Source organism: Pseudomonas sp. NMI760_13 (genome assembly GCF_021283245.1).
Classification (GTDB): domain Bacteria; phylum Pseudomonadota; class Gammaproteobacteria; order Pseudomonadales; family Pseudomonadaceae; genus Aquipseudomonas; species Aquipseudomonas peradeniyensis.
In genome coordinates, this window is the sequence record NZ_JAJSRC010000006.1 from 256850 (window position 1) to 275542 (window position 18693).

Below are 18693 nucleotides of genomic sequence, written 5' to 3' on the forward strand. Positions count from 1 at the left end.
CATCTCCGGAAATACAGGGGAGTCGAATGTAGTTATTGGACGAGAATCGCTTCGGCCAGTTCACGGTCGCCGACAGAGTGCCGGGCGACGTTCTGGTGCAGCATGTCCAGCGCCGCCTGCAGGCGCGCGCCACGGATCCGGCCGTCGCTGGCGACGAACGCGGCGGCGTCGTCACGGGCGGCGGCGACCAGCTTGCGGTCGAACGGCGCGGCGCTGACCTGGCTGGTGACGTAGCCGCTGATGACCAGGCTCTGGGTAGTGGTATCCATGGCTTGGGCGCTGCTGATGCAGGCCAGGGCGAACAGTGAAGGCAACAGGTAACGCATGGGCGGTCTGGCGGCGATGGTCTCGGGCTGCGAAGGCTACCCCGGATCCACTGGCCGGGCCAGTGAATCCGGGCAGTGCGGGGCTCAGATGGCGAGGATGGCGCGGGCCAGCTGCGCGTCGCTGGCCTGCAGCTCCGGCAGTTGCTGGCGAATGTGCACGAACGCGCTCTCCAGCTTGGCGCCGCGGATGGCACCGTCGCTGCCGACGAAGCTGGCGGCATCGTCACGGGCGGCCTTGACGATCTTGTCGTCGCGGAACGAGGAGGAGATGTCGGAGGTGGCGTCGGTGGAGGCGGCTACCGCGCCCACCACGGCGTCGGTGGTGACGACGAAGCTGGTGGCATTGGCTGCGCCGGCGAGCGACAGCAGCAAGGCGGCGCCAAACAGGTGATAACGGGACATGGTCGGGGACTCCTGCACTGGGTCTGGATAGTTCTGCTTATCGGACGCTCGCTTGGCTCGTCACGGTACTTTTCTCTGCCAGGCGTGTAGGACAAGCGTAACACGCGCTGGTTCGGGCGTTTGGTTCGAGAAAAGATCACAAATCGTAACTGTACCTGTCCATTTGTCATTTATTAAAACTGTGTTGTTCTGTTGTGCGGCCGCTCTAGCCCGGGCTTAAAACAAAAAACCCGTCGCAGTTTCCTGCAACGGGTTCTTGTGAATTCGCGGTGCCGGCCTGGGCCGGCGGCCGGCGCTTAGCGCCAGAAAGGCTTGCTCAGCTCTTCGTAGCGCTGCGACTCGCTGATGCCGGCGTCGGCCAACAGGCGGGAGTCCAGGCGCGCCAGCTGGCGGCGGCTGGCCATGCGGCGCTGCCACAGTACCAGGGTGGACAGGACGCGCAGCGGCAGGGCGGCGTTGGAAGCTTGGGCGTTTTCGAAAACCAGACCGGAACTGAGGGTACGTTCCATGATGTGTCATCCTTCCGCTTGTGGCGGCATTAGGGAGTGATTTAACTGGTGCCCATCTTCCTCTTCTCTCGTCCAGAACAGTAGGTACAGTTCAGGTGTATTGTGAGGGGGCAGTTAACTGTTGGAAGGGACTGTTGCACTGGTTATTGAGGGAACTGTACTGGTGCGCACTGGTTTGGTGCGATTTTGTGGTGTTGGTGGGGAAATGGTAAGCAGGGAGTGATGTTTTTGGCGGTACAGTAGTACAGTTTTAGATATGTTTTGGCTTGAAAGTGTTCGACGACAGAGTTGCAGCGCCTATGAAATCGAGCGCCGCCCGCGCGGCGCATCGCGGCACAAGGCCGCTCCTACATCTGTTTCGGGCCAGTCAATCCTGTGCCATTACCTGGTCCGCCTTGTTTTTACGACGCAATTTCAATGTGGACACCACTGCCGCTTCACCTGCCTCAAGACATGCACCAAGGCGGGCAACCATGGCCTGACAGGTTAGGCACGTTGCAATAAATGTAGGAGCGGGCTTGTCCCGCGATGCGCCGCGCGGGCGGCGCTCGGTCTCAAGGGCGCTGCAAGACCATCGCCAGGCACCTGTCCGCCATTACGCGATCCCCAAACCCCTCACGCCGACACCGCCGCCCCCCGCGCCCGCTCGGCCTTGCCCAGCAACCGCTTCATCCGCCACTCAAAGCCAAACGTCAGCGCCACCGCCGCGCAGGCCAGGCCCAGTGCCAGCCCCCACCAGATACCCTGCGCGCCGCCGCCGAGGTTGAAAGCAAACAGCCACGCGCTCGGCGCGCCCACCAGCCAGTAGCACACCAGGCCGATCAGGAACGTGGTCTTGGCGTCCTTCAAGCCACGGATAGAACCCATGGCGATGGTCTGCACGCCGTCGAACAGCTCGAACCACGCCGCCACCATCACCAACTGTACCGCCAGCATGAAGATCGCCGCGAAGGCCGGGTCGTTACGGTCGATGAACAGCCCGACCAGGGCGTCCGGCAGCAACCAGAACAGTGCGGCGAAGGCGAACATCAGCGAGGCGCCGAAACTGATCCCCACGCGCCCGGCGCTGCGCGCCGCCAACAGGTTGCCGGCACCATAGTAGAGACCGACGCGCATGGTCACCGCATAAGAAAGGCCGGTCGGTACCATGAACGCGGTCGAGACGATCTGCAGGGCGATCTGGTGCGCCGCCAGTTCCGTGCTGCCCAGCACGCCCATGCACAGGGCGGCGAAGGCGAACAGGCCCACTTCGACCATATAGGTGCCGCCGATCGGCAGCCCCAGTCGCCACAACTCGCGCAGCGCCGGCAGGGAAGGGCGCGACAGGCCCTTGCGCAGCGGGTAGGCGGCATAGGCCTTGTGCCAGCGAATATAAAGCGCGAGGGCGATGGCCATGCCCAGGGTCACCACCGCGGTGACCAGGCCGATACCCATCAGCCCGAGCTTGGGCAGGCCGAACATGCCCTCGATCAGCGCATGGTTGAGCAGGTAGTTGGCCACCGTGCCCACCAGGCTGATGACCATCACCGGGGTCGAGTGGCCCAGGGCGCTGGTGAAGCCGCGCAGGGCCATGAAGGTCATGTAGCCGGGGAGGGCGAGCGGCAGCAGGGTGAGCAGCTGCATCGCAGAATCGACGTTCTCCGGCTTCTGGCCGAACAGCAGCAGCACCGGCTTGAGGTTCCACATCACCAGCGCCGAGACCAGCGCCAGGCCCCAGGCCAGCCACAGGCCGCTCTGGGCCAAACGGGTGACGCCCTCGGTGTCGTTGGCGCCCTTGCGGATCGCCACCAGCGTGCCGACCGCGGCGATCACGCCCAGGCAGAAGATCGACACGAACGAGTAGCTCGCCGCGCCCAGGCCGCCACCGGCCAGGGCCTGGGGACTGATGCGGGCCATCATCAGGGTGTCGGTGAGCACCATCAGCATGTGCGCCAACTGCGAGGCGATCAGCGGCCCGGCCAGGCGCAGCAAAGCCTTGAGTTCAGTGGTGGGCGCAACATGCATGGGGGCGGTCCTTCTGGATGATTCGGGGAAGCGAGCCGTCGATTCTGAGGCCTCGGTCAGCTTTGCACAAAAGGATAAATGCGATCACTGACATGAGTATGACTCATGCATGTATGATCCTGTGCATCCGACCTACGCCCCGCCTGACAGGTGCGCCATGACCCGCCAACTGCCTCCGCTCTATGCGCTGCGCGCATTCGAAGCCGCCGCCCGGCTGAGCTCTTTTACCCGTGCCGGGGAAGAACTGTCGATCACCCAGAGCGCGGTCAGCCGGCATATCCGCACCCTCGAGGAGCATTTCGCCTGCCGCCTGTTCGTGCGCAGCGGGCGCAGCCTGCAACTGACCGAGGCCGCACGCATGCTGCTGCCGGGAGTGCGCGACGGCTTCGCCTCGTTGGAGCGGGCCTGCGACGCCTTGCGCGGCGAGGACGACATCCTGCGCATGAAGGCGCCCTCGACCCTGACCATGCGCTGGCTGCTGGCGCGCCTGAGCCGTTTTCGCCACCTGCAGCCGGGCAACGAGGTGCAGCTGACCAGCGCCTGGATGGATGTCGATCATGTCGACTTCAACCAGGAGCCATTCGACTGCGCGGTGCTGCTCAGCGATGGCAGCTTCCCGGCGGACTGGGAGGTGCGCCGGTTGTTCTCCGAGTTGCTGATCCCGGTGGGCGCGCCGGACCTGCTCGACGACGCGCCTTGGGACGAGCGGCGCCTGGCGGGCATCGAACTGCTGCACCCCACGCCGGACAAGCGCGACTGGCGTGCCTGGCTGGCGCGCATGGGGCTGACCGACAAAGTCTCGCTCAAGGGCGGGCAGGTGTTCGACACCCTGGAGTTGGGCATGATCGCCGCGGCACGGGGCTATGGGATCTCCATGGGCGACCTGCTGATGGTGGCCGAGGACGTGGCCCAGCGCCGGCTGAGCCTGCCCTGGCCGACCGCGGTGGCCAGTGGCATGGACTACTACCTGGTGTGGCCGCGGACCCGGCCGGGCGGGGAGCGGTTGCGCAGGTTGAGTGTATTCCTGCAGGAGGAGGCGGCGGCGATGGACCTGCCGGCGGTGCAGGTGCTGTCGGCGCAAGGCTGAGGACCATCGCGGGGCAAGCCCGCTCCCACGCTGATGATGCCTGCAACTCTGTTCCCCGGGCGACAGTGCAACCCAAAGCGCTGGGTAATCACCTAAGCAGAGCGACAGGGCCCTGTCGCAAGAAAACGTTTGCGAATATCCCGGTCCGGCACTCAAGTATTTCCTACAGACGCCGATCAACTTGCACCAGCGTCCCGGAAGAGGACGCGATTCCCCGTCGATATGCAGCGGGCGGTCAGCGTGATCAGGACGATCCCGGCCTCTTGCCAGGAGCCTTGCCATGTCTCAACCGCGTGCCCGAATCGCCTCGCAGCTCGGGATTGCCCTCGCCATCGTGCTGGCGCTGGTGATCACCGGCAGTACCCTGTTCGCCCTGCGTTCGCTGGACGACGCCAACCTCACCACCCGCCAGGCGCACCTGGCCAGCGAGGCGCGCCTGCTGGCCGACCAGCTCGACACCTTCCACGGCTCGCTCAAGGACAACACCCAGCGCCTGAGCGGCCTGTTCGAGCGCCGATTCGCCTCGGGGCTGGCGTTGCGCGCCGGTGAGACGGTCAACGTCGCCGGTGCCGCGACACCGGCGCTGTACCTGGGCGACCACCTGCTGAACAACGATTTCCGCCAGGTCGACGAGTTCCAGCAGATGACCGCCGGGGTGGCGACCCTGTTCGTGCGCAGCGGCGACGACTTCGTGCGCATCAGCACCAGCCTGACCAAGCAGGACGGCAGCCGCGCCATCGGCACCCAGCTCGATCGCCAGCATCCGGCCTACGCCAAGCTGATGGCCGGGCAGACCTACGTCGGCCGCGCCGTGCTGTTCGAGCGCAACTACATGACCCGCTATGTGCCGGTGCGTGACGGCGGTGGCAGGGTGATCGCGGTGCTGTTCGTCGGTTTCGACTACACCGACGCGCAGAACGCCCAGTTCGCCAACCTCAAGCGCTTCCGCATCGGCCAGACCGGTTCGCTGGCGTTGCTGGACGAGCAGGGCAAGTGGCTGGTGCCGCCGGCCGAGGTGCGTGATGGCGAGGCGGCGGCCCAGGCGGTCAAGGCGATCAAGCCGATCAAGCCGGGAGTAGGGCAGTTCTGGGCTGGTGCCGGCGAGCCGTTGTTCAGCGTCACCGAGCCGTTCGCCGAAGGCCCGTGGACCGTGGTGGCAAGCATGCCCGAGGGCGAGATCCGCGAAGTGACCTGGAGCGTCGGCCTGCGCCTGGCCATCGGCAGCGTGCTGGCGATGCTGCTGGCCGTGGCCGCCACCCTCTGGCTGCTGCGGCGCAAGCTGCGCCCGCTGGGCGACCTGGTGCGCCAGGCCGAAGCCCTCGGCGCCGGCGACCTGAATGCCCGGCTGAGCGTCACCAGCCAGGATGAAATCGGCCAGCTGGCCCGCAGTTTCAACCAGATGGGCGAGGCGCTGGCGACCATGGTCGAGCATATCCGCACCGCCTCAGACCAGGTCAGTGGCCGCGCCCGTTCGCTGTCGGGCCTGTCGTCCGGCGCCTGCGAGGGCATGGACCAGCAGTCCGGCGAGATCACCAGCATGGCCGGCGCGGTGGAAGAGTTCAGCGCCACCTCGATGAACATCGCCGACAACATGGCCGGCACCGAGCGCATGGCCCGCGACAATGCCCAGCAGACCCGTATCGGCCGCAGTGCCATGGACGAAGCCTCGGTTTCCCTGCGGCAGATCGCCGAGGCCTTGGGCGGAACCGCCAGTGTAATGGACACCCTGGGCGCCCGCTCGCAGGAGATCGGCGGGATTGTCGGGGTGATCACCTCGATCGCCGAGCAGACCAACCTGCTGGCGCTGAACGCTGCCATCGAGGCGGCGCGTGCCGGCGAGCAGGGCCGTGGATTCGCCGTGGTTGCCGACGAGGTCCGTGGCCTGGCCGCGCGTACCCGCCAGGCCACCGACGAGATCTCGGGCATGATCGCCAGCATCCAGCAGCAGACCGGCCATGCCATCAGCACCCTGGAGCAGGGCAACCAGCTGATGCAGGAAGGCCTGGCGCGCAATGACAAAGTGGCCGAGGCCCTGGCCCGGATCGACGAGCAGAGCAGGGTGGCGGGCGAGCAGTTCGCCGTGATCAGCACCGCGACCCAGGAGCAGAGCAGCACCGCGACGGTGCTCAGCCGCAACCTGCAGAGCATCGCCCAGGCCAATAGCGAGCAGCGTGATGTGGCCAATGAACTGGCCATGACGGCCCGCGAGCTGGAAGGGCTGGCGGGGCAGTTGCGCCAGGAAGTGGATCGGTTCCGTACCCACCGGTAGTGCACTGGGGCTGCCTTGCAGCCCGTTCGCGGCACAAGGCCGCTCCTAAAGGCGAGCACGTTCCCATGTAGGAGCGGCCTTGTGCCGCGAAAGGGCCGCGAAGCGGCCCCAGCAGTTTCAAACCCTACAGAGTCCCCAGACCCAACGCCTGCGCACACGCCTGCAACGACCTGCGCTCGCTCTGCGCATACAGCGCCAGCTCATCCTGCACCTGCAACCCCAGCGCCTGCTCGAAGGCCTCGCGGTTGGCGTTGCTGCCATAGTCGGCCTGCCCATCATCCCCCAGGTTGGACTGGAAGATCCCCGCCGCGCTCACCGGCAGGAAATCCTCGTACACCAGCGCCTCGAAATGCACGTGCCCGGCGTCGATCAACCCCTGCAGGGTGGTCGGGCGATCCTGTTGCCCACGCTCGGCCAGGCCTTTCTCGGTGGCGAAGTAGCGGAAGTACGCCAGCCCCTGCTCGCGCATCTGCGCCAGGTCATCCGGAAACGCGGCGAAGTGCTCCGCAAGCAGCGCCCTGTATCGCTCGGCATTGGCCTCCGCCGGCGCGCCGCCCAGGGCTGCGCGGGTCGCATCCAGAAGACGGTCGTACAGCTGGCGCCCCTTGGGCGTCAGCGCCGCGCCGCGCTGTTCGATCTCGCCGAAGCGCGCCGTGTGGCTGCCCTGGGCATCGCTGAAGGCGACCTTTTCCTGCAGGGCCTTGAAGCTGGTCTGGCGCAGCAGGATCGGCTGGCGCCGGGTGGGCGGCCCTTCGATCACGGCTTTGGGCGGGATGCCCTTGGCCGGCATGCCGAGCTGGATCGCGTCGATGTCCAGGGTGCGCGGGGTCAGGTGGTTGATATGCGGGCCTTTGAATGCCACTACGTCGGCAATCAGCCGGTGCTGGTCGTGCAACTGTTGGTACTGCTCGGCGCTGACCGTGGCGTCCTGGTGCCAGCGGAAGGTGTGCAGCGCCTCCTGGACGAAGGTCTCGGCATCGCTCGCGCCCAGGCCGCCGTCGCGTTCGCATTGGGCGATCAGTTCGAGTACGCGGGGGGTGAAGATCTGCCGTTTCTCCAGGATGCCCTGGGCCAGTGCGCGCAGTTGCGGGTTGTCGATCAGCTCCAGGCGCAGCAGCGAGGTGAACACGCGGAACGGGCTGATGTGCAGCGACTGTTCGTGCACGGCGCGAAATGCGGTGGAGTGCACCGGTACGCCAGCCGAGCTCAGGTCGTAGTAGCCGACCGGCTGCATGCCCATCACCGCGAACAGGCGGGCGATGGTGGCCAGTTCCTCGGCGGTGCCCACGCGGATGGCGCCGTGGCGCTCCTGGTCGAGGCGTTCGATCTCGCCGGTCCAGCGCAAGGCCTCGGCCACCTTGGGCTGTGCGGCCATGACCTGCTGGTTGGTCTCACTCACCAGCTCGAGCAGCGTGCCGTACAGGGGGACTTCCTGCTTGTACATGAGCGACATGGCGGCAGAGAACTGCGCGCGGATGCTGTCGGGGCTGACGAAATCATGGGCGGGCATCGCAAGCTTCCTGGGTGAGTGGAGGACACTTACATGAAAACTGGGAATGGAGCCGGCGTACAAGCGAAAAAAAGTGCGGGTTTCATTCCTTTTTTGATCGACCTTGAGGGCCATGGGGCTGCTTTGCAGCCCTTTCGCGGCACAAGGCCGCTCCTACAGGCGAGCGCGTTCCCATGTAGGAGCGGCCTTGTGCCGCGAAAGGGCCGCAAAGCGGCCCCGGCGATCTCAAGCCTGCAGTTGTTCCCGAACCCACTCCACCAACGCCCGCACCTTCGGCACCTCCGCCGCATGCTCGGCATACGCCAGGTAATGCGCGCCATTGCTCTTCATTGCATGGTCCCAGGCCAGCACCAGGCTGCCCTCGGCCAGCTCCCGGGCCACCAGGTAACGCGGCACCAGCGCCACCCCGCACCCAGCCTGCGCCGCGCTCAAGGCCATGTAGAAGGTGTCGAAGCGCGGCCCGTGGTAGCTGTTGTCGGTGTGCAGCCCTTGCTCCAGGAACCACGCGTGCCAGGCCTCCGGGCGCGAGGTGCTCTGCAGCAATACCAGCTCCGCCACCGCACCCGCGTCAGGCAGTGTGCGCCCTTGCAACAGCTCCGGCGCGCACACCGGCACCACCTCTTCGCCGAACAGCTCGACGCAGGTCGCCCCGGGCCAGGTACCCTGGCCATAGAAGAACACCACGTCGGCCGACCCCTGCAGCAGGGCGAACGGCTCCATTTCGTTGCGGATATCCAGGTGGATGTTCGGGTGGCGCTTGCCGAAGCCTTTTAGGTGCGGAATCAGCCAGCGCACGCCGAAACTCGGTTGAGTGGCTACCTTCAATACTTCGGTCTGCGAGCCATAGCTCAGGACATAGCGGCTGGACATGTCCACCTGGGTGAGGATCTTGTTCACCTCGGCCAGGTACAGGCTGCCGGCGGGGGTCAGTTGCAGGCGTCGGCGGATGCGCAGGAACAGGTGGTGGCGCAGCATCTCCTCGAGCTGCGCCACCTGCTTGCTCACCGCGCTCTGGGTCAGGTGCAGCTCCTCGGCGGCACGGGTGAAGCTCAGGTGGCGGGCTGCGGCCTCGAAGCACTGCAGGGCGGTCATGGACGGAACCAGGCGTTTGGACATAAGCGGTCTCGGCGGCTGAAATCATTACCTGGCGGAATGATATGCGGAATAAAGGTCGTTTGTTGCACCTGTGTAATCGGATTAATACTGACCCACATCCTTTTCCACCCCTTCACCCGATGAAAGGAGAAGCACAATGGTTGCTGCATTGCTCGAGCGTCTTGGCGTTGCCGCCGCGGCTCACACCCAGGGTGACTACCCTGTTCACACCCCGATCGACGGCAGCCGCATCGCCTCGGTGAAACTGCTCGGCAAGGCCGACACCATTGCCCGCATCGACCAGGCGCAACAGGCCTTCGAAACCTGGCGCAGCGTGCCGGCCCCGCGTCGTGGCGAGCTGGTGCGCCTGTTTGGCGAGGTGCTTCGCGAGCACAAGGCCGACCTCGGCGAGCTGGTCTCCATCGAAGCCGGCAAGATCACCCAGGAAGGCCTGGGCGAAGTGCAGGAAATGATCGACATCTGCGACTTCGCCGTCGGCCTGTCGCGCCAGCTGTACGGCCTGACCATCGCCTCCGAGCGCCCGGGCCACCACATGCGTGAAACCTGGCACCCGCTGGGTGTAGTGGGGGTGATCAGCGCCTTCAACTTCCCGGTGGCGGTATGGGCGTGGAACACCGCGCTGGCGCTGGTGGCCGGTAACGCCGTGGTGTGGAAACCGTCCGAGAAGACTCCGCTGACCGCCCTGGCCTGCCAGGCACTGTTCGACAAGGCCGTGAAAGCCTTCGGCGATGCGCCGGCTGGCCTGGCGCAACTGGTGATCGGTGGCCGCGAAGCAGGCGAAGCACTGGTCGACGACTCACGCGTGCCGCTGGTCAGCGCCACCGGCAGCACCCGCATGGGCCGTGAAGTCGGCCCGCGTGTCGCCGCGCGATTCGGGCGCAGCATTCTCGAGCTGGGCGGCAACAACGCCATGATCCTGGCCCCGAGTGCCGACCTCGACCTGGCCGTGCGCGGCATCCTGTTCTCGGCGGTCGGCACCGCCGGCCAGCGCTGCACCACCCTGCGCCGCCTGATCGTCCACCGTTCAATCAAGGACGAAGTGGTCGCCCGGGTCAAAGCCGCCTACGGCAAGGTGCGCATCGGCGACCCGCGCAAGGACAACCTGGTCGGCCCGCTGATCGACAAGCAGTCGTTCGATGCCATGCAGGGCGCGCTGGCCAAGGCCCGCGACGAGGGCGGCCAGGTGTTCGGTGGCGAGCGCCAGCTGGCCGAGCAGTATCCGAACGCCTACTACGTGTCGCCGGCCATTGCCGAGATGCCGGCCCAGAGCGACGTGGTTCGCCACGAGACCTTCGCACCGATCCTCTACGTGCTGGCCTACGACGACTTCGAAGAGGCCCTGCGCCTGAACAACGAGGTGCCGCAAGGCCTGTCGTCGTGCATCTTCACCACCGACATTCGCGAGGCCGAGCGCTTCCAGAGCGCTTCGGGCAGCGATTGCGGCATCGCCAACGTCAACATTGGCACCAGCGGGGCGGAGATCGGCGGGGCGTTCGGGGGTGAGAAAGAGACCGGGGGCGGGCGTGAGTCCGGGTCGGATGCCTGGAAGGGTTACATGCGCCGGCAGACCAATACCGTGAACTATTCGCGTGAGTTGCCGCTGGCGCAGGGCATCGTCTTCGATTGAACCTCGTGGGAGCGGGCTTGCCCCGCGATAGCGTACGATCAGACGACGCCATCGCGGGGCAAGCCCGCTCCCACGAAGGCCGCTTCACGCTGCTTTCAACTGCAACAAGAATAATATCGCTGGAGCCGGGCCATGTCCGAACTGCGTCAAGAATGCCTGTGGGAACACGTCACCCAGCCGACCGTCGCCGCTCATGCCCTGGCCGGCGAGCACAAGGCCGATGTCTGTGTGATCGGCGGCGGCATCACCGGCCTGTCTGCGGCGATCCACCTGCTGGAGCAGGGCAAGTCGGTGATCCTGCTGGAGGCCTGGAAGATCGGCCACGGCGGCTCGGGGCGCAACGTCGGCCTGGTCAACGCCGGCACCTGGATCCGCCCCGACGACGTCGAGGCCACCCTCGGCCACAAGCAGGGCAGCCGCCTGAACAAGGTGCTCGGCGAGGCCCCGGGTGAAGTGTTCGCCATGATCGAGCGGTTGGGGATCGACTGCCAGGCCCGGCACCAGGGCACCCTGCACATGGCGCACAACGCCACCGGCATCGCCGACCTCGAGGCCCGCCACCAGCAATGGACCCGGCGCGGCGCCGACGTCGAGCTGCTGACCGGCGCGCAATGCCAGGAATACTGCGGTACCGACAAGATTTCCGCCGCGCTGCTCGACCGCCGCGCTGGCACCATCAACCCCATGGGCTATACACAAGGCCTGGCCGCCGCCGTGAACCGGCTGGGCGGCAAGCTGTTCCAGCAGTCCTCGGTCGAAGGGCTGGAGCGCGACGGCGATGCCTGGCGAGTGAAGACTGCGCGCGGCGCGGTGCGCGCCGACAAGGTGGTGATTTCCACTGGCGCCTACACCGAAGGCGACTGGAGCAACCTGCAGAAGCACTTCTTCCGCGGCTATTACTACCAGGTCGCCTCCAAGCCCCTGCACGGCGCCGCCGCCGACAAGGTCCTGCCCCATGGCCAGGGCTCGTGGGACACCCGCACCGTGCTCAGCAGCATCCGCCGCGACGACCAGGGCCGCCTGCTGCTCGGCAGCCTCGGCCGGGTCGACAACAAGCCGGCGTGGTTCGTGCGCAGCTGGGCCGACCGTATCCAGAGCCACTACTACCCGGCGCTGGGCAAGGTCGAGTGGGAGATGCACTGGACCGGTTGCATCGACTTCACCCCGGACCACCTGATGCGCCTGTTCGAACCGGCGCCGGGGCTGGTGGCGGTGACCGGCTACAACGGGCGCGGCAACACCACCGGCACGGTGATCGGCCGGGCGTTTGCCGAGTTTCTGCTCAAGGATGATCCGGACAGCCTGCCGATTCCGTTCTCGCCGATGAGGCCGGTGAGCGCGCCGTCGCTGCGCACGGCGTTCTACGAGTCGGGGTTCTCGCTGTATCACGCGGGGCAGTGTCTGCGGGTGGTGTTGTAATCGCTATCGCGGGGCAAGCCCGCTCCCACGCTGTACAGGCTGGATAACCCTTGGGGCAGCCAGGAACGTGGGAGCGGGCTTGCCCCGCGATAGGCTCATTTATGCAACCAACTCAGGAACCCACCTTTCTTCACCACCGCCGGCTTCTGCAGCAGCAGTGACTCGCGCTTCTGTCGGCGGAACCGCTGCAGCTTGGTCAGCGCCGACTTCACATCCCCGCTCTCGGTCAGGCAACCGCGTACCTGTTCCTTGTCGATGCGATAGAGCATGCAGCTGCTCAGGGCGCGGAACTCGACCGGAGACGCCTCGTCGTCCACCAGCCCCTCCAGCCCCAGCACCTCCCCAGGTCCCATGCGCCCGCCTTCGATCAACCGCTCGCCGTCGCGCACCGAGGCCAGCACCACGCCACGGCTGATCAGCAGCACATGCTCCGAGCGCTCGCCGATGCCGAGGATGACCTGGTCGGCCAGGTACTCCACCGTGGTCATGCGCTGGCTCAGGGCATCGCGCTCTTCGTTGCTCAGTGAGCGGAACACCCGCACCTCCTCCAGCAGCTCGCGCTGGCGGCTGCGCACGGGGGCGCCGAGCTCGGTATTCCAGGTCACGCCGCTGGCTTCCAGGTGGCGGTGGGCCAGGTCGAACAGCTGGTTGCGCACCTCGGTCTTGCGTGACATCTCGGCGATGAAACCACTGGCTTCGTACTCCACTGACTCCAGGCTCGAAGCCTTCACCGTGACCTTGGGCGCCGGCTTGTCGAGCAGGATGCTGGTGCCCTGCAGGGTCTTTTCCAGCGCATCGAACACCCGCTGCGGACGCACCTTGGCTGGCACCACCACGCTGATCGACACCCCATGCACTTCGGCCGGGCGGCTGAAATTGAGGATCTTGGCCTTGGCCGCCACCGAGTTGGGGATCACCGCCAGGCTGCTGTTGCCGGTGATCAGGCGGGTGGCGCGCCAGTCGATGTCGACCACCTTGCCCTCGGTGCCGTCGATCGAGATCGCGTCGCCGATCTGGTAGGGCCGCGTGGTGTTCAGCACGATGCCGGAGAACACGTCGGCCAGGGTGCTCTGCAACGCCAGGCCGATGACGATGGCCATCACCCCGGAGGTCGCCAGCAGGCCCTTGACCGGCAATTGCATCACATAGGCCGCCGCCGCCACCGCCGCGACCAGGAAGATCAGCGCCCCGACCACATCCTGCAGCAGGCGCCCGCCGTGGCTGCCGCGTGCCACCAGCAACAGGCCGAACACCACCGTCACCGTGCGTGCGCCGAACAGCCACCAGCCGATCGCCAGCACCGTGGCCATCAGGTTGCGCGGCACATCGTCGGCCCAGGGCGGCGGTTGCAGCGGGCTCATGCCCGCCGTCATTAGCACCGTGCTGAACACCAGGAAGCACACCAGCCGCGTGGCGATGCGCCAGGCCCGGTGGTGCAGCGGAATCAGCTGCCACAGCAGCAGGTCGAGCAGGATCAGCAAGGTGCCGAGCAACAGCGGGTATGACTGGATGAACGCCAGCATGGTGGTCTCGGTGCGGGGGAGGGCTGTGGGTAGTAATAGAGCAGGTTGGGGTGGCAGGCAATGGGGTGGCGATAGTGCTGATGGCCTCTTCGCGGGTAAACCCGCTCCCACAGGTTCTTCGCCGCCTTCAAGGCCTGTGCGATCCCTGTGGGAGCGGGTTTACCCGCGAAGAAGCCAGCACGCCCAATCGTTCATGAAATAGAACGCTACAGCCAAATTTCACTATCTACCGCCACAAAGGTCCTGGTTTTAATCTTCTCCCATCAACGCGAAACACCCACCCCACTGAAGATCGAAACCCAAGGAGCACCGGCAATGAACAACTTCAAATACAACCGCCTGAACAAAGACGACGCCGCCGTACTGCTGGTCGACCACCAGGCCGGCCTGCTGTCCCTGGTCCGCGACATCGAGCCGGACCGCTTCAAGAACAACGTGCTGGCCCTGGCGGACCTGGCCAAGTACTTCAACCTGCCGACCATCCTCACCACCAGCTTCGAGCAAGGCCCCAACGGCCCGCTGGTGCCGGAACTCAAGGAACTGTTCCCGGATGCCCCGTACATCGCTCGCCCCGGCCAGATCAACGCCTGGGACAACGAAGACTTCGTCAAGGCGGTGAAGGCCACCGGCAAGAAGCAGCTGATCATCGCCGGCGTGGTGACCGAAGTGTGCGTGGCCTTCCCGGCGCTGGCGGCCCTGGAAGAAGAGTTCGAGGTGTTCGTGGTCACCGATGCTTCCGGCACCTTCAACGAAATGACCCGCGATGCTGCCCACGACCGCATGAGCCAGGCCGGCGCGCAACTGATGACCTGGTTCGGCGTCGCCTGTGAGCTGCACCGCGACTGGCGCAACGACGTCGAAGGGCTGGCCGCGCTGTTCTCCAACCACATCCCGGACTACCGCAACCTGATCACCAGCTACAACGCCCTGACCGCCGGCAAGTAAGCCGCCGCCAGCCTGGCACCGCGAGGTGCCAGGCAAGGCAGCACACCCATCCAATCCAGCGCTCGTCTGCTGTTGCACAGTGGATGCAGGCCAGCTCATCTCCAGGGAATGTCAGCGATGAACACCGCAACCGAAGGCAACCGCAGCGTCGTCACGCTGGTGATCCAGCACAAGGTCCGTGCCCAGGCGCTGGTGCACTACGAAACCTGGCTCAAGCGCGCCGTGACTACCGCTCGCCAGCAGCCCGGTCATCTGGACGTCAATGTCATCCGCCCGGACGACGGCGGTCGCCACTTCACCACCGTGGTGCGCTTCGCCGACGCCGGCCTGCTGCAGGCCTGGGTCAACTCTGCCGAGCGTCAGGCGCTGATCAGTGAAGTGCTGCCACTGCTGGAAGACGGCGACCAGACCCAGGTGCACGATGACCCGGAGTTCTGGTTCACCCCGCCCAGCGTCGGCGCCGCGCAACCGCCGCGCTGGAAACAGGCCCTGCTGACCTACCTGGTGATCTGCCCGATGACCCTGGTCATTCCCCAGCTGCTGGCGCCGCTGTTTGCCCGCTATCCGCTGCTGGGTGGCCAGATCACCGGCAACTTGATCACCAACCTGTTCGTCATCTTGCCCGTGGTGTTCTACATCATGCCCTGGGTGACCCGCCGCTGCGCCGGCTGGTTGCGCCGCTGAGCGCCCGCCGTGATCCATTGCTAGCCTTCAACCGCCTGCCGATCACCCACCCGGACGGAGAGCACCATGAGCCAGGACCCTACCGACCAGAGCCGCCGCAAGTTTCTCGCCACCAGCACCGTGCTCGGTGCCGCCGGCGCGCTGTGGAGCGCATTGCCGTTCACCGATTCCGCCCATGCCGCCCTTTCAGGAGATCCCATGACCGCCGACCTCATCTTGTTCAATGGCAAGTTGCACACCGTTGACCGCGAGAAGCCCACCGCCAGCGCCGTCGCCATCAAGGACGGCAAGTTCCTCGCCGTGGGCAGCGACGCCGAAGCCATGGCCCACAAGGGGACCGCCACGCAGATCATCGATCTCAAGCAGCGCACGGTGATCCCCGGCCTTAACGACTCGCACCTGCACCTGATCCGCGGCGGCCTGAACTACAACCTCGAACTGCGCTGGGAAGGCGTGCCGTCGCTGGCCGACGCCCTGCGCATGCTCAAGGACCAGGCCGAGCGCACGCCGACCCCGCAGTGGGTGCGCGTGGTCGGTGGCTGGAACGAGTTCCAGTTCGCCGAGAAACGCATGCCCACGCTGGAAGAGATCAACCAGGCCGCGCCGGACACCCCGGTGTTCCTGCTGCACCTCTACGACCGCGCGCTGCTCAACCGCGCCGCGCTCAGGGCGGTGGGCTACAGCAAGGACACGCCCAATCCCCCGGGTGGCGAGATCCAGCGCGACAAGTTCGGCAATCCCACCGGCATGCTCATCGCCAGGCCCAACGCCACCATTCTCTACGCCACCCTGGCCAAGGGGCCGAAGCTGCCGCTGGAGTACCAGGTCAACTCCACCCGCCAGTTCATGCGCGAGCTCAACCGCCTGGGTCTGACCAGCGCCATCGATGCCGGCGGCGGCTACCAGAACTACCCGGACGACTACCAGGTGATCCAGGAGCTGGCCAACAACGACCAGCTGACCGTGCGCATCGCCTACAACCTGTTTACCCAGAAGCCCAAGGAAGAACTGGCCGACTTCAAGAACTGGACGCAGAAGGTCAAGCCGGGCGACGGCAACGACTTCTTGCGCCACAACGGCGCCGGCGAGATGCTGGTGTTCTCCGCCGCCGACTTCGAGGACTTCCTCGAGCCGCGTCCGGACCTGCCGCAGACCATGGAGCAGGAGCTGGAGCCGGTGGTGCGTCACCTGGTCGAGCAGCGCTGGCCGTTCCGCCTGCACGCCACCTACGACGAGTCGATCTCGCGCATGCTCGACGTGTTCGAGAAGGTCAACCGCGACATCCCGTTCAATGGCCTGCCGTGGTTCTTCGACCATGCCGAAACCATCACCCCGCAGAACATCGAGCGGGTCCGGGCACTGGGCGGTGGCATCGCCATCCAGGACCGCATGGCCTTCCAGGGTGAGTATTTCGTTGACCGTTATGGCGCCAAGGCCGCCGAGCACACCCCGCCGATCAAGCGCATGCTCGACATGGGCGTGCCGGTGGGGGCGGGTACCGACGCTACCCGGGTGTCCAGCTACAACCCGTGGACTTCGCTGTACTGGATGGTCAGCGGCAAGACCGTCGGCGGGCTGGAACTGTATCCGGAGGGCCTTAGCCGCGAGACCGCGCTGCAGCTGTTCACCCATGGCAGCGCCTGGTTCTCCAGCGAGCAGGGCAAGAAGGGGCAGATCAAGGTCGGTCAGCTGGCGGACCTGGCGGCGCTGTCGCTGGACTTCTTCAGCGTTGATGAAGAGGCGATCAAGGGCATCGAGTCGGTGCTGACCATCGTCGACGGCAAGGTGGTGTACGGCGCCGCCGAGTTCGACAAGCTGGGCCCTGCGCAGGTGCCGGTGTTGCCGGAGTGGTCGCCGGTGGCCAAGGTGCCGGGGCACTGGCGCGCCGGTGCGCCGATGGCGGCGGCGCTGCACCAGTGTGTCGGGCCGTGCGGGGTGCATGCCCACAGCCATGAGAAGGCGCGGCATTCCAGTGTTCCGGTGAGTGATTACCAGGGCTTCTGGGGTGCGTTGGGTTGTTCCTGCTTCGCCTTCTGAGTGGGCCAGGGGCCGCTTTGCGGCCCTTTCGCGGCACAAGGCCGCTCCTACAGGCGAGCGCATTCCCATGTAGGAGCGGCCTTGCCGAGGCGTCGGACCGGCCGGAAAGGGCTGCAACGCAGCCCCAGTATCTAAGCCATGTCGCTGATGGCGAATTCCTCCGCCAGATGATCGATCAACGACCGCACCGACGGCAGCAACCCGCGCCGCGACGGGAAGATCGCATGCACGATGCCGCAACGCGGATGCCAGTCCGGCAGCATCTCTACCAACCGCCCCGCCGCCAGGTCCTCGCGCACCGCCACCCTGGGCAGGTGCGCGATCCCCACGCCCGCCACCACGAAATGCCGCAGCGCGAACAGGTCGTCGGTGACCATCCGCGGCGTGTGCGGGATCACCAGGCTGCGGCTCATGTCCTCACCCTGGAACAGCTCCCACTGGTATTCACGCTGGGCGCCACCCCAATGCACGCTGGGCAGCTCACTGAGTTGCAGCGGGTCAAAGCCTTTCGCTAGCTGTTCGAGAAACGACGGGTGGCCGACCAGGCACTGGGTGCTGTTGCTCAGCACCTTCATCACCATATCGGTGTTCTCCAGCGGCGGAAAACGCACCCGCAGCGCCACGTCGAAGCCCTCATGCAGCAGATCGACGCGGCGGTTGGTGCTCTCGATGAACAGCTCCACCTGCGGATACTTGAGCATGTAGCGGGTCAGCATCGGTCCGACCCAGGAGTTGAGCAGAGTGGTCGGGCAGCTGATGCGCACCAGCCCGCGTGGTTCGCTGCGGTTGCGCTCGATGATCTCGGCGGCACCCTCGGCTTCCACGCGCATGGCCAGGCAACGGTTGTAGTAGGCCTGGCCGATCTCGGTCAGCGAGCAGTGCCGGCTGGTGCGGTGCAGCAGGCGCACACCGAGGCGCTCCTCCAGGTCGGCGATGCGCCGGCTGAGCTTGGACTTGGGCATGTCCAGCGCCCGTCCGGCCGGGGCAAAGCCACCGTGCTCGACCACCTGGGTGAAGTAGTAGAGGGAGTTGAGGTCTTCCAAGAGCGGTCTCCGCGACGGGGCAGGGGGTGGTTCGCAGTCTACCGGGTGGTGGGGCTGGCGTGCAGGGCGATAGAGTTGTAGCGCCTATGAGATCGAGCGCCGCCCGCGCGGCGCATCGCGACGCAAGGCCGCTCCTACATTTGTTGCAACGTGCCGAACCTGTCAGGCCATGGTTGCCCGCCTTGGCGCATG

15 protein-coding genes and 1 pseudogene are annotated in these 18693 nt (G+C 66.0%); 8 read left to right on the plus strand and 8 right to left on the minus strand.

Annotated features, from left to right (window positions below; all coding sequences use genetic code 11):
* Window positions 1–32 precede the first annotated feature (32 nt).
* The 4 genes from LU671_RS09330 to LU671_RS09345 form a co-directional block, all read right to left on the minus strand.
* Entirely contained in the window at window positions 33–326 is a 294-nt protein-coding gene (locus LU671_RS09330; RefSeq protein WP_203649077.1) for a DUF2388 domain-containing protein, read from the minus strand.
* Between the two features lie 84 nt (window positions 327–410).
* Window positions 411–728, minus strand: coding sequence for a DUF2388 domain-containing protein (locus LU671_RS09335; protein WP_203649074.1), 318 nt, complete (start codon window positions 726–728; stop codon window positions 411–413).
* A 296-nt stretch (window positions 729–1024) separates the two neighbouring features.
* Window positions 1025–1237 (minus strand): DUF1127 domain-containing protein, encoded by a 213-nt coding sequence (locus tag LU671_RS09340; RefSeq protein WP_110735977.1) that lies wholly within the window; start codon window positions 1235–1237, stop codon window positions 1025–1027.
* A 615-nt stretch (window positions 1238–1852) separates the two neighbouring features.
* Window positions 1853–3241 (minus strand): NorM family multidrug efflux MATE transporter, encoded by a 1389-nt coding sequence (locus LU671_RS09345; protein ID WP_232855485.1) that lies wholly within the window; start codon window positions 3239–3241, stop codon window positions 1853–1855.
* A gap of 157 nt (window positions 3242–3398) precedes the next feature.
* On the opposite strand from LU671_RS09345, the gene LU671_RS09350 reads away from it, so the two are divergent.
* The 3 genes and pseudogenes from LU671_RS09350 to LU671_RS29685 all read left to right on the plus strand — a co-directional run bounded on the left by LU671_RS09350 (window position 3399) and on the right by LU671_RS29685 (window position 6597).
* Window positions 3399–4328, plus strand: a complete 930-nt coding sequence (locus tag LU671_RS09350) for a LysR substrate-binding domain-containing protein (RefSeq protein ID WP_232855486.1) — start codon at window positions 3399–3401, stop codon at window positions 4326–4328.
* A gap of 280 nt (window positions 4329–4608) precedes the next feature.
* Window positions 4609–5730, plus strand: a pseudogene (locus tag LU671_RS29680) (Cache 3/Cache 2 fusion domain-containing protein); the annotation flags it as partial.
* Between the two features lie 135 nt (window positions 5731–5865).
* Window positions 5866–6597 (plus strand): methyl-accepting chemotaxis protein, encoded by a 732-nt coding sequence (locus LU671_RS29685; RefSeq protein WP_371918076.1) that lies wholly within the window; start codon window positions 5866–5868, stop codon window positions 6595–6597.
* Between the two features lie 124 nt (window positions 6598–6721).
* Here the strand turns inward: LU671_RS29685 and hglS are convergent, their stop codons facing one another.
* Window positions 6722–8107 (minus strand): 2-oxoadipate dioxygenase/decarboxylase HglS, encoded by a 1386-nt coding sequence (gene hglS / locus LU671_RS09360; protein WP_232855488.1) that lies wholly within the window; start codon window positions 8105–8107, stop codon window positions 6722–6724.
* A 225-nt stretch (window positions 8108–8332) separates the two neighbouring features.
* Entirely contained in the window at window positions 8333–9223 is an 891-nt protein-coding gene (locus LU671_RS09365; protein ID WP_050703230.1) for a LysR family transcriptional regulator, read from the minus strand.
* A gap of 136 nt (window positions 9224–9359) precedes the next feature.
* Between LU671_RS09365 and amaB the strand changes: the two genes are divergently transcribed.
* On the plus strand, window positions 9360–10850 hold the full coding sequence (amaB, locus tag LU671_RS09370) for an L-piperidine-6-carboxylate dehydrogenase (RefSeq protein ID WP_332880046.1): 1491 nt from the start codon (window positions 9360–9362) through the stop codon (window positions 10848–10850).
* 132 nt (window positions 10851–10982) lie between these two features.
* Window positions 10983–12269 (plus strand): L-pipecolate oxidase, encoded by a 1287-nt coding sequence (gene amaA / locus LU671_RS09375; protein WP_232855489.1) that lies wholly within the window; start codon window positions 10983–10985, stop codon window positions 12267–12269.
* A gap of 95 nt (window positions 12270–12364) precedes the next feature.
* On the opposite strand, the gene LU671_RS09380 is transcribed toward amaA, so the two are convergent.
* Window positions 12365–13792, minus strand: coding sequence for a mechanosensitive ion channel family protein (locus LU671_RS09380; protein WP_232855490.1), 1428 nt, complete (start codon window positions 13790–13792; stop codon window positions 12365–12367).
* 315 nt (window positions 13793–14107) lie between these two features.
* On the opposite strand from LU671_RS09380, the gene ycaC reads away from it, so the two are divergent.
* The 3 genes from ycaC to LU671_RS09395 all read left to right on the plus strand — a co-directional run bounded on the left by ycaC (window position 14108) and on the right by LU671_RS09395 (window position 17458).
* Window positions 14108–14737, plus strand: a complete 630-nt coding sequence (ycaC, locus tag LU671_RS09385; RefSeq protein WP_110735958.1) for an isochorismate family cysteine hydrolase YcaC — start codon at window positions 14108–14110, stop codon at window positions 14735–14737.
* Window positions 14738–14854: 117 nt separating this feature from the next.
* Complete coding sequence (locus LU671_RS09390) at window positions 14855–15421, plus strand: antibiotic biosynthesis monooxygenase (protein WP_203649053.1); 567 nt, start codon at window positions 14855–14857, stop codon at window positions 15419–15421.
* 66 nt (window positions 15422–15487) lie between these two features.
* On the plus strand, window positions 15488–17458 hold the full coding sequence (locus LU671_RS09395; protein ID WP_232855491.1) for an amidohydrolase: 1971 nt from the start codon (window positions 15488–15490) through the stop codon (window positions 17456–17458).
* Between the two features lie 131 nt (window positions 17459–17589).
* Here LU671_RS09395 and LU671_RS09400 read toward each other — a convergent pair whose 3' ends face one another.
* A complete protein-coding gene (locus tag LU671_RS09400) occupies window positions 17590–18501 on the minus strand; it encodes a LysR substrate-binding domain-containing protein (RefSeq protein ID WP_232855492.1) in 912 nt (303 codons plus the stop codon).
* Between the last annotated feature and the right edge of the window lie 192 nt (window positions 18502–18693).

Coding starts and splice junctions, on each gene's coding strand:
- LU671_RS09330 (WP_203649077.1), bottom strand. CDS start 326: ATGCGTTACCTGTTGCCTTCACTGTTCGCCCTGGCCTGCATCAGCAGC.
- LU671_RS09335 (WP_203649074.1), bottom strand. CDS start 728: ATGTCCCGTTATCACCTGTTTGGCGCCGCCTTGCTGCTGTCGCTCGCC.
- LU671_RS09340 (WP_110735977.1), bottom strand. CDS start 1,237: ATGGAACGTACCCTCAGTTCCGGTCTGGTTTTCGAAAACGCCCAAGCT.
- LU671_RS09345 (WP_232855485.1), bottom strand. CDS start 3,241: ATGCATGTTGCGCCCACCACTGAACTCAAGGCTTTGCTGCGCCTGGCC.
- LU671_RS09350 (WP_232855486.1), top strand. CDS start 3,399: ATGACCCGCCAACTGCCTCCGCTCTATGCGCTGCGCGCATTCGAAGCC.
- LU671_RS29685 (WP_371918076.1), top strand. CDS start 5,866: ATGGCCGGCGCGGTGGAAGAGTTCAGCGCCACCTCGATGAACATCGCC.
- hglS (WP_232855488.1), bottom strand. CDS start 8,107: ATGCCCGCCCATGATTTCGTCAGCCCCGACAGCATCCGCGCGCAGTTC.
- LU671_RS09365 (WP_050703230.1), bottom strand. CDS start 9,223: ATGTCCAAACGCCTGGTTCCGTCCATGACCGCCCTGCAGTGCTTCGAG.
- amaB (WP_332880046.1), top strand. CDS start 9,360: ATGGTTGCTGCATTGCTCGAGCGTCTTGGCGTTGCCGCCGCGGCTCAC.
- amaA (WP_232855489.1), top strand. CDS start 10,983: ATGTCCGAACTGCGTCAAGAATGCCTGTGGGAACACGTCACCCAGCCG.
- LU671_RS09380 (WP_232855490.1), bottom strand. CDS start 13,792: ATGCTGGCGTTCATCCAGTCATACCCGCTGTTGCTCGGCACCTTGCTG.
- ycaC (WP_110735958.1), top strand. CDS start 14,108: ATGAACAACTTCAAATACAACCGCCTGAACAAAGACGACGCCGCCGTA.
- LU671_RS09390 (WP_203649053.1), top strand. CDS start 14,855: ATGAACACCGCAACCGAAGGCAACCGCAGCGTCGTCACGCTGGTGATC.
- LU671_RS09395 (WP_232855491.1), top strand. CDS start 15,488: ATGAGCCAGGACCCTACCGACCAGAGCCGCCGCAAGTTTCTCGCCACC.